Here is a 9878-nt window from a genome sequence, read left to right on the forward strand (position 1 = left end):
GGGGGTCGCCGCCCACCCCCCCCCCGAAACCCCATTACTGGAAAAAGCAAGTAGCGAGAGCCGGAAGAAGCTCCCCCGATAAAATAAAAGCGGAGGGCTGGAGAATGGGAGGAGGTTTGTGAGTAAAGAGACTTGGCGTTTAAGGCTTAAATTTTGTATCGGGATCTGTGTATTTAGGTGGTGAGTTAGAGGCAGCATGTCAGGATATTTTAAATTTTAAACATATTATATGAGGTAATGTTTCATTAAAGCCTTTATTCCTTCCTTTCTTCAAATTATATTATTAAATTTGAATATGAGTTTTGGAAAAGATTTATTACGGAAAATCAAAAGCACAGAATTGCCGGGAGAAAATGCGCATGGTGTTTTCTCACCTCCCTACCGCCCGGTTTTCACCTATGAGGAAGTTTTAACGAAAATCCCAAAGTTCGCTGCCGTAAATATTATTTTATATCTTAAAAATGATGAATGGCATTTTCCTTTGATTCAAAGAACAGTGAATGAGCGCGACAGACATAGCGGACAAATTTCTTTACCAGGCGGAAAACGCGAAGAGAATGACAGAGATTTTGCCGAAACCGCTATTCGTGAAACTTCGGAGGAAATCGGGATTGAGAAGCATTATATACGGATCATCCGCGAAATGTCTCCAATCTACATTCCACCAAGTAATTTTTATGTGTATCCTTATATATCATACACGAAGAAAAATCCCGAATTTATTTTACAGGAGAGCGAAGCAGTGGAAGTTATAGAATTTCCGATTACCTGCTTTTTAGGACTTCCTGATCAGCCTGAAATTATGGCTCTTCCCACCGCAGGAGGAAAAGAAGTACCCGTTATCAATTTCAATGGGTATATCATTTGGGGCGCAACAGCGATGATATTAAGCGAATTCAGCCAGTTGCTGAAAAAAATGTAACTTTGCACCACTGTGTTAATTGAAAGATGGCGAAGAAAAATATTTTCACCGATGCGTTCGGAACTCCTTATTTTTTAAAAAGGTTAATTATCTTCATACTGGGAATTGTATCGTACAGAAGATTCAATGGATTTAATAAACTTAAAATTACAGGTACCGAACATCTAGTGGATCTTCCGGATTCCAATGTGTTGTTTGTGTCTAATCATCAGACTTATTTTGCGGATGTCGCAGCGATGTATCACGCATTCTGCTCCGTAAACAACGGCTATCTGAATACGATAAAAAACCCTATTTACCTGCTGAATCCTAAAATTGACTTTTATTACGTGGCCGCAGAAGAAACCATGAATAAGGGAATTCTCCCGAAAATTTTTAAAATCGCAGGTGCCGTAACGGTAAAAAGGACCTGGAGAGCCGAAGGAAAAAATGTAAACCGAATGGTCGACATGAGTGAAGTGGATAATATCATGAAAGCTCTGGATAACGGATGGGTCGCCACATTTCCGCAGGGAACGACCTCAGCTTTCGCACAGGGAAGAAGGGGAACGGCAAAACTGGTTAAAAACCAGCGCCCGATTGTAATTCCTATAAAAATAAACGGCTTCCGCAGGGCTTTCGATAAAAAAGGACTTCGGGTAAAGGTAACGGGTGTAAAACCTACCATGGAATTCAAACCACCTTTGGATATTGACTACGACAATGAAAATGCTCACGAAATTTTGCATAAAATCATGACGGCAATTGAGCAGACGGAAGATTTCAACTTGCTGCACCATTATGATGAAGAATTAAAGGCTAAAAAATCTGAACAGAAAGATTCATAACATTAAAGTAAGAACATTATGAAAAGGATATTGGGAATTTTATTCGCAATCATGGCATTAGTCTCATGCAACAGCCAAAAAATGTACTCGGATTTCGACATCAGCTACTCCAAAAGCGGAGGCTTTGCTCCGATTTACGAAAATCTCCTGATTAAAGGAAATAATGCTTTCTATTCTTTTGAAGGTGAAGGCAAAAAAGTGAAGCAGAATTTTAAAATTTCCAACGAAGATTTAAATAAGCTGGAAAAAACGCTTTCGCAAAACAATTTCAGAAGAATAGAGGAAGACCATAAAAAAATCTATGATTTTATATCAACTTCTATTAATATAAAGAAAGGTCCTAATTCCGGCAGCAAGACAGACGCCAGTGCAATCATGCCGAATTATAACACGAACTGGATGAACATCACCCATGTTTTCCAGGAGATCATTAATGCTAATGTTAAAAAACAGTAACACATTTTGAAAACCCATTTCATCGCTATCGGCGGAAGTGCCATGCACAATCTTGCTATTGCATTAAAAGATAAAGGCTATCAGGTTACAGGCTCTGATGACGCTATTTTTGAACCTTCACGAACAAGACTTGAAAAAAAAGGAATTTTGCCTGAAGAATTGGGCTGGTTTCCTGAAAAGATAACGACTGACCTAAATGCGGTTATTCTCGGCATGCATGCGCATCAGGATAATCCTGAACTTGCAAAAGCCAAAGAATTAGGGTTGAAAATATATTCTTATCCCGAATTTCTTTACGAGCAGTCAAAAAATAAAACACGAGTTGTCATCGCCGGTTCCCACGGGAAAACAACCATTACCTCGATGATTCTTCATGTCCTGAATTTCCATCAGAAAGATGTAGATTATATGGTGGGGGCGCAGCTTGAAGGTTTCGACTGCATGGTGAAATTAACCCGTGACAATGATTTCATGGTGCTTGAAGGTGATGAATACCTCTCTTCTCCTATTGATCTGCGTTCCAAATTTCTTCTCTATCAGCCGAATATTGCTTTAATGAGCGGAATCGCCTGGGACCACATCAACGTTTTCAAAACTTTTGATGATTACGTAGAGCAGTTCAGGAAGTTCGTAGCGAGTATTACACCGGGCGGAATTCTTGTCTATAATGAAGAAGATTCTGAAGTAGTAAAAGTGGTGGAAACTGCAGAAAATTATTTCAGAAAAATTCCTTATAAAACCCCTGAATACGAAATTACTAACGGGAAAGTCCATCTGAAAACCGAGATGGGAGATGTTCCGCTTTCCGTTTTTGGGGCTCATAATTTATTAAACCTTGAAGGAGCAAGACATATCTGCCAAACCTTAGGAATTATGGACGAAGATTTCTATGAGGCGATCATGAGTTTCAAAGGGGCTTCAAAACGTCTTGAAAAGGTAGAAAGAGATGATAAAGGAACGCTTTACAAAGATTTTGCCCATGCTCCAAGCAAAGTAAAAGCAGCGGTAAAAGCATTTTGTGAGCAATTTAAAAATGAAAAAAAATATGGTTTTCTTGAGCTTCATACCTATTCGAGTTTGAATCCTGTTTTCCTGGAACAGTACGATCATGCAATGGATGGTCTTGAGGAAGCCGTAGTTTTCTATTCTGAAGATGCTTTGAAAATTAAAAGGATGGATCCTATCTCCCCTGATTTAATTAAAGAAAAATTTAAAAATCAAAACCTGAAAGTCTTCACCAATGCGGAAGAGCTTCATGCCTACTGGAATACTTTAGATAAAACCCATGGCGTTTATCTGATGATGAGCTCAGGGAACTTCGGAGGTCTTGATCTTACGAAATAAATGCATTAATATAAATAGAAACTCCTTTCAGTCCAAAAGGAGTTTTTATTTTAATTGATTCTTTTATAAAAACGTCTTAGTACATCTTTGGTACCGTCGCCGTCAAAATCCTGAGTGCGGTCTTCAACCACCATATCGGTTTCATTAAGCTGCGTCACGAAATACGGATAATTTTCCTCATTTTCAAACCAGAATTTACCATTTCCTTTATCGAATGTAAACTTCTTTGCTCCGGCATCTGTCTTTATACAAGTATTGTTGTTTTGAGCATAAATAATCGATAGAAGATGGGTAGCCGTAAATTCATAAGTACTTTTTTTCTCGCAATCCGTGGAGAAAGTTGTCTGGATCTGCTGATTTATAGATCGGTATATTTCAGCTTTTTCAACATACCATTCTCCGATAATGGAAGCTTTATTGCCGAGTTCTTCATATTCATCATTCCCATTGCAGGAAATGAATGATAACAGAACAAATGACAAAATTATTCTTTTCATGATTATACTTTAAGTCAGCAAAAATACAACGAAATTAAATTTCTTTCATTGCGAGCCAGATGAAATTTTTCAGCTTTGCTTATCGGCTTAACGATTGCCGCCATCACCATTCAACATCTTTGCAATAGCAATTGCATCTGAAACAGTATCAAGACTGTAAATCTGCATGATACCCTGATTAGCAGCTGCTTGAGCCAATATCTTTTGCTGATTCTGGGCATTGACTGCATTTTCAAACATCAGCCCTGTAGAATGAGCCAGGGATTGGTAAATGCTTGCCATTGCCATTGCGGGAGATTCTCCTACAACTTTTACATTTGCCTGTGTCACAGAATCTGTAATCTGATCGTTTACTTTTGTATCCATAATTTTTAGTTTTTAGCGTATTGTAAAGTTAAATGATATTTTGAATAAAAAAAAGAAGCAATAAATATTTATTGCTTCTTCTGTATTAATTGTATTGCTTAAATATCTGCAACCGCATTCAGCATTTTTTCTTCCCATTCAGGATCTTTAGGATCGAAAAATAATCTTTTACCGGTATCTAAAGAACGGATACTATTCATTTCATCTTCCGTTAATTCAAAATCAAATACATTAAAGTTTTCTTCAATTCTTGAAGGCGTTACCGATTTCGGGATTACACAAAAGCCTTCCTGAAGATGCCATCTTAAAATAACCTGCGCTACGGTTTTTCCATATTTTTCGCCGATAGCTTTTAATTCAGCATTATCTAAAAGACCTGCATTTCCGTTTCCGAGCGGGCTCCATGGCTGTGTCACAATATTGTTTTCCCTGTTATACACCTGAAGTTCTTTCTGCTGGAAAATCGGGTGCAGTTCAATCTGATTGATTACCGGAAGGATTTTGGCATTCGCTTTTAATTCATCTAATTTCTCCACTGTAAAATTGCATACCCCAATGGCTTTGATCTTTCCTTCCTCATACAGCTCTTCCATCACTTTCCATGCTCCCAGGAAATCTGCGTACGGCCAGTGGATCAAATACATATCAAGATAATCCAGTTGCAGCCTATCCAACGTTCTCTGGAAAGCGCTTTTAGCCTTCTCATACGAAGTATCCTGAACCCAAAGTTTCGAAGTAATGAATAATTCTTCTCTGTTAATTCCGCTATTTTTAATCGCGTCTCCAACAGCGGTTTCATTCTGATAAATAGCTGCGGTATCAATCATTCTGTATCCCGTTTGGATGGCTTTGATAACTGCATTTTCGCATTCTTTCAGATCTTCCATCTGCCATACTCCGAAACCTAACGCCGGAATAACAACTCCATTATTTAATGTAATCACAGGCTGTCCTGCATATATTTTCTGTTCCATAATTTTAATTATTTATCTATAATCTATTATACATCAATTTCTTTTCCCATCACTTTTCTGAATAATCCTTTAATATGATCAATCTCATTATGATAATTTGTTTTCTTACGGCAACCGAAATATAATGTATTTTTCAATTGCTTTTTGCCTTCCCAAATCAACTGTATTTCGCCGTCTTCAATTTCCTTTTGACAGAGAAAATCCGGAACCACCGCCAATCCGGAACCGCCTTTCAGGCAGCGTACGATGGAATTGAGATTCGGGACGATATAATTGGGACGGAAATTCGGCTTGTGACTAAAATTAAGAATCCAGAACTGAAAAAGATGTTCCATATCTCCGGCTGTGCCGTACCATTTTTCATTTTTCAGCCATTCTTCGGCATGTTCTATTCCTTTATCATTCAAAATATACTCAAACTCCTCTTTATTAATATCTTTTCCGCCAACCAAAATGATTTGCTCTGAAGAAAATGCTTCATGTTCGATATTTGGAGAAACACCTTTTTTCGGAGTAATGATTAAATCTAAAATTCCCTTATCCAGCTGATCGAGCATTTCCCGGTATTCCCCGAAACTGATGATAAGATTAAAAGGCAAACTCGAAACATACTGCTCCAATGTAGTTTGGAACGTTTCAAAACACATGCCGACACTAATGGTTGGCGTAAGCTTTTCTGTAGATTTCTGAAAGTTTTTCTCAACATCTTCCAGTTTCGACAATGGTTCCGAAATGGCATTAAACAAAACCTTCCCTCTCTCGGTGGGAATCATTCTCCTTCCGGTTCTGTCGAACAACTTGTATCCAACGTAAGCTTCCAGCGAACTGAGGTGAAGACTTACTCCCGGCTGGGAAATAAACAAGGTATCTGCAGCTTCTGTAAGCGTACCTGTTTTATAGATGGCTTTAAAAGTTCTGTACCATTCTAAATTAACCATAGGTATTACTTTTATGATGCAAATGTATTTAAATAATTACCATGATGATATTTTAACCATCAATGAATATGATAAACTACATCTATACATACTACAAAAAACTGATCTTCAATATTTTACAATAAGTATTATTTAAATTATACTAATCTATTATTTTTATTATTTTATTTATAGTTAAACTCACAATACCTTTGTATCAGTAAAATTTAACAATCAAAAAACAATGAAAAAAGTATTAATCATCAACGGCGGGCAAAACTTCGGACATTCCGGAGGAAAATACAATCAGACCATTGCAGAAAACACACAGGAAGTACTAAAAAGCTTTGATAGTGTGGAGATAAAAACAACGCATATAGATAAAGGATATGATAAAAATGAAGAAGTTGAAAAGTTTGTCTGGGCAGATTATATCATTTACCACACTCCGATCTGGTGGTTTCAGCTTCCGAATGGATTTAAAAAATATATTGATGAAGTTTTCACAGCCGGACACTCCAAAGGAATTTATATGAGCGATGGAAGAACATCGGAAAATCCGGAAATCAATTACGGAACCGGAGGAATGCTGGGCGGAAGAAAATATATGGTAACCACAAGCTGGAACGCTCCTGAAACGGCTTTTACCCTTCCCGGAGAGTTTTTTAACGAAACAAGTGTTGATAATGGACCGCTATTCGGTTTTCATAGAATGAATGCTTTTGTTTCCCTTGAAAAAATGGGAAGCTTCCATTTCCATGATGTAGAGAAAAATGCAGATGTGGAGCGCGATATGAAACGTTACAAAGAACATCTTTTTAAAGTTTTCGAAAAAGAATTAAAAGCGGAATTAGCATCATGAAAATTTATTTAACAGCCATCATTAAGGCAAAAGAAGAATATAGAGCAGAAGTTCTGGAAGTTCTTCAGAATATGGTAAAAGAAACCGTGAAAGAACAAGCCAACGAGCTTTACACGCTTCATCAGAGCATCGAGGATAATAACCATTTTATTTTTTATGAAATCTGGAAAAGTGAAGAAGGTCTCGCTGAACACAATCAGCAACCGTACATCAAAGCGTTTGCTGAACTGATTGATGAAAAGCTTCAGGAAAAACCGCAGATTTACAAAACCGTAATAATATAATATGAAAAAGTTGATATACGTATTTCTTTCTATTTTTATGATTGGAATGATAAAATCCCAAACTAAAATGAATGAACCCGTGAAAAAGAAAATTCTGTTCGTCGTTACCAGTCATGATAAAAAAGGAAATACCGGAGAAAGTACAGGTTATTATCTTGGAGAGGTTGCCCATCCCTGGGAAGTTCTTCATAAGGCGGGCTATGAAATTGATTTTGTAAGTCCGAAAGGCGGAACTCCTCCGGTTGACGGATTCGACCTGAAAGATCCTGTAAATAAAAAATTCTGGGAAAATAAAGAATATAAAAGTAAGATTGACCACTCTTTAACTCCTTCTCAGGTAATTCCTGAAAATTACGCAGCGATATTTTATGCAGGAGGCCACGGTGCGATGTGGGATTTTGCAGACAATACAGCCTTGGCTTCCATTGCTTCAAAAATTTATGAAAATGGCGGCATTGTAGCAGGAGTTTGTCATGGTCCGGCCGGTTTGGTCAACATTAAGCTTAACAACGGAAAATACCTTGTTGACGGAAAAAAGATCAATGCATTCACCAATGAAGAAGAAGCGGAAGTCAAATTAACGAATGTAGTTCCTTTCCTTCTGGAAGATCAACTGAAAGAAAGAGGCGCACAATTTGAAAAATCAAAACCATGGCAGAATCATGTGGTGAACGATCAGAGAGTGATCACCGGACAAAACCCGCAGTCTGCAAAAAGTGTATGCGAAGAAATTGTAAAAGAATTAAAAAAATAATTGCAAAAGAGCTTTTCATATTGAAAAGCTCTTTTTTTATTAAATATTAATTATTTCCCGATCGGCATGTGCGTGGAAATTGCGATTCTGTTCCACATATTAATGACGACAGCTGCCATGATGATATCTGCAAGCTGACTTTCGTTAAAAATTGTTTTTGCTTTTTGATACGTTTCTTCCGAAAGCCCTTTTTGGCTGATCAGCGTAACTTCTTCCGTAATTTCTAAAATGATCTCCTCTTCTTCAGTGAATAATTCTTTTGCTTCTCGCCATGCATTCAGCAGGAAGATTCTTTGCGGCGTTTCACCATATTTTAATGCATCTTTCGTATGCATGTTCAGGCAAAACGCACAGCCGTTAAGCTGTGAAGCCCTGATTTTGATGAGTTCTTTCTGAATAGATGTTAAAAAACTGTTTTTAAGGGATTCTTCCATTCCTATTCCTGCTTTGTAAGCAGCGGGGTGAACTGTTGTCCAGTCGAATCTTGCGCTCATAGTATCTTATTTTAAATTTCTGAGACAAAGTTCCGATTTACAAATCCTAAAAATCTTAAACTGGTTTAAGAACGTAATTTCGCCCTGATTTCGCTTAAATATTCCGGGGTAAAACCTAAAAAAGAAGCAATTAAATACTGCGGAATTCTTTGAATAAACCATGGATACTGCGTACTGAAATGCGCATACAGCTCTTCTCTTGAAAATTCATAGAGATATCGTATTCTCCTTTCCGCTGCGGCATAAGCTCTTTGATAAATCATCCTGAAATAACGTTCCATCACCGGATGCTTTTTCAGCAGTGCTTCCTGGGAATTGAAATCGATTTTCAAAATAACTGATTTTTCAACAGCCTGAATACAAAAATCTGATTTCAAATGTCTTTCGTAAGCAAATGTATCGGTGATCCACCAGTTTTCTATAGCAAATTCTGTTGTTTGTTCAATTCCTTTTTCATTAATAAAAAACTTTCTCAAACAGCCTTTTACAACAAAAAACATAGCCCTGCAAATTTCACCTTCGTGCATCAGTTCCTGTTTTTTCTTTACCTCCGACACCTGAAAAAATGAAAGAATGGAAGCAAATTCCTCTTCACCAATACTAATAAATTTATTCAGATGCTGCTTAAAAGTTTCCATTCCTGAAATTATATGATCAAACTTAACTTTATTTTTTTAGTTTTACAATAACAAAACACGTTATCATGGAAATTGTAGCCAAAATCCTAATTGCAGCGGTAGCTCTTGAGCATATTTATATTCTCTGGATGGAAATGTTTGCCTGGGAAACTAAGGGAAAAGAAGTATTCAAATCCGCCTTACCTCCGGAAATGTTTAAGCCGACGAAAGGATTGGCAGCCAATCAGGGATTGTACAACGGTTTTCTGGCTGCAGGATTGCTCTGGACTTTCATAATTGAAGATCCCAAATGGCAAACCAATATTGCTTTGTTTTTCTTAGGATGTGTTGCCGTTGCCGGAATTTACGGCGCTGTTTCCGCAACGAAAAAGATCTTTTTTGTTCAGGCATTGCCGGCAATTCTGGCGATTGTTGCAGTGCTTTTAAAATAAACTCCTTTCAAATTCATTATTTTTTGGAGCTTTTTCCTGCTTTCCGCACTCGCTATTTTTTTGTTTCGGGGGGGGGGGGGGGGGGGGGGGGGGGCCCCCCACAAAAAAAAAA

General features: G+C 37.6%; 14 protein-coding genes. 8 read left to right on the top strand and 6 right to left on the bottom strand.

Annotated elements, in window-relative coordinates; translation table 11 throughout:
• The first annotated feature begins 295 nt into the window (after positions 1-295).
• The 4 genes from SOP96_RS19590 to SOP96_RS19605 are packed head-to-tail and all read left to right on the top strand — an operon-like array spanning position 296 to position 3549.
• Positions 296-922: an NUDIX hydrolase gene (locus SOP96_RS19590; protein WP_326322564.1), complete on the top strand. Its 627-nt coding sequence runs from the start codon at positions 296-298 to the stop codon at positions 920-922.
• A gap of 26 nt (positions 923-948) precedes the next feature.
• Positions 949-1749 (top strand): lysophospholipid acyltransferase family protein, encoded by an 801-nt coding sequence (locus tag SOP96_RS19595; RefSeq protein ID WP_326322565.1) that lies wholly within the window; start codon positions 949-951, stop codon positions 1747-1749.
• 18 nt (positions 1750-1767) lie between these two features.
• Positions 1768-2205, top strand: coding sequence for a hypothetical protein (locus SOP96_RS19600; protein ID WP_326322566.1), 438 nt, complete (start codon positions 1768-1770; stop codon positions 2203-2205).
• Between the two features lie 6 nt (positions 2206-2211).
• Positions 2212-3549, top strand: coding sequence for a UDP-N-acetylmuramate--L-alanine ligase (locus tag SOP96_RS19605; protein ID WP_326322567.1), 1338 nt, complete (start codon positions 2212-2214; stop codon positions 3547-3549).
• 50 nt (positions 3550-3599) lie between these two features.
• Here SOP96_RS19605 and SOP96_RS19610 read toward each other — a convergent pair whose 3' ends face one another.
• The 4 genes from SOP96_RS19610 to SOP96_RS19625 form a co-directional block, all read right to left on the bottom strand.
• Positions 3600-4046 (bottom strand): lipocalin family protein, encoded by a 447-nt coding sequence (locus tag SOP96_RS19610; protein ID WP_326322568.1) that lies wholly within the window; start codon positions 4044-4046, stop codon positions 3600-3602.
• An 87-nt stretch (positions 4047-4133) separates the two neighbouring features.
• Positions 4134-4412 carry a RebB family R body protein gene (locus tag SOP96_RS19615; protein ID WP_326322569.1) on the bottom strand — a complete coding sequence of 93 codons (279 nt, stop codon included), beginning with the start codon at positions 4410-4412 and terminating at the stop codon, positions 4134-4136.
• Between the two features lie 98 nt (positions 4413-4510).
• Positions 4511-5386 (bottom strand): aldo/keto reductase, encoded by an 876-nt coding sequence (locus SOP96_RS19620; protein WP_326322570.1) that lies wholly within the window; start codon positions 5384-5386, stop codon positions 4511-4513.
• 26 nt (positions 5387-5412) lie between these two features.
• On the bottom strand, positions 5413-6324 hold the full coding sequence (locus SOP96_RS19625; RefSeq protein WP_326322571.1) for a LysR family transcriptional regulator: 912 nt from the start codon (positions 6322-6324) through the stop codon (positions 5413-5415).
• A gap of 223 nt (positions 6325-6547) precedes the next feature.
• On the opposite strand from SOP96_RS19625, the gene SOP96_RS19630 reads away from it, so the two are divergent.
• Genes SOP96_RS19630 through SOP96_RS19640 form a run of 3 tightly spaced genes read left to right on the top strand, consistent with a single transcriptional unit; the run spans position 6548 to position 8203 of the window.
• Positions 6548-7165: an NAD(P)H-dependent oxidoreductase gene (locus SOP96_RS19630; RefSeq protein ID WP_326322572.1), complete on the top strand. Its 618-nt coding sequence runs from the start codon at positions 6548-6550 to the stop codon at positions 7163-7165.
• Positions 7162-7449, top strand: coding sequence for a putative quinol monooxygenase (locus SOP96_RS19635; protein ID WP_326322573.1), 288 nt, complete (start codon positions 7162-7164; stop codon positions 7447-7449). Before SOP96_RS19630 ends, SOP96_RS19635 begins: the two co-directional genes overlap by 4 nt.
• 1 nt (position 7450) lies before the next feature.
• Complete coding sequence (locus tag SOP96_RS19640; protein WP_326322574.1) at positions 7451-8203, top strand: type 1 glutamine amidotransferase domain-containing protein; 753 nt, start codon at positions 7451-7453, stop codon at positions 8201-8203.
• Between the two features lie 50 nt (positions 8204-8253).
• Here SOP96_RS19640 and SOP96_RS19645 read toward each other — a convergent pair whose 3' ends face one another.
• Together SOP96_RS19645 and SOP96_RS19650 are read right to left on the bottom strand one after the other, a co-directional pair.
• Entirely contained in the window at positions 8254-8697 is a 444-nt protein-coding gene (locus SOP96_RS19645; protein WP_326322575.1) for a carboxymuconolactone decarboxylase family protein, read from the bottom strand.
• 65 nt (positions 8698-8762) lie between these two features.
• Positions 8763-9335: a Crp/Fnr family transcriptional regulator gene (locus SOP96_RS19650; protein ID WP_326322576.1), complete on the bottom strand. Its 573-nt coding sequence runs from the start codon at positions 9333-9335 to the stop codon at positions 8763-8765.
• A 65-nt stretch (positions 9336-9400) separates the two neighbouring features.
• Here SOP96_RS19650 and SOP96_RS19655 point away from each other — a divergent pair, with 65 nt between their 5' ends.
• The gene (locus SOP96_RS19655; RefSeq protein ID WP_326322577.1) at positions 9401-9766 is read left to right on the top strand and encodes a DUF1304 domain-containing protein; all 366 of its coding nucleotides are present in this window, start codon (positions 9401-9403) and stop codon (positions 9764-9766) included.
• Positions 9767-9878: the final 112 nt, after the last annotated feature.

This window comes from Chryseobacterium salviniae (assembly GCF_035819015.1).
Lineage (GTDB): Bacteria > Bacteroidota > Bacteroidia > Flavobacteriales > Weeksellaceae > Chryseobacterium > Chryseobacterium salviniae.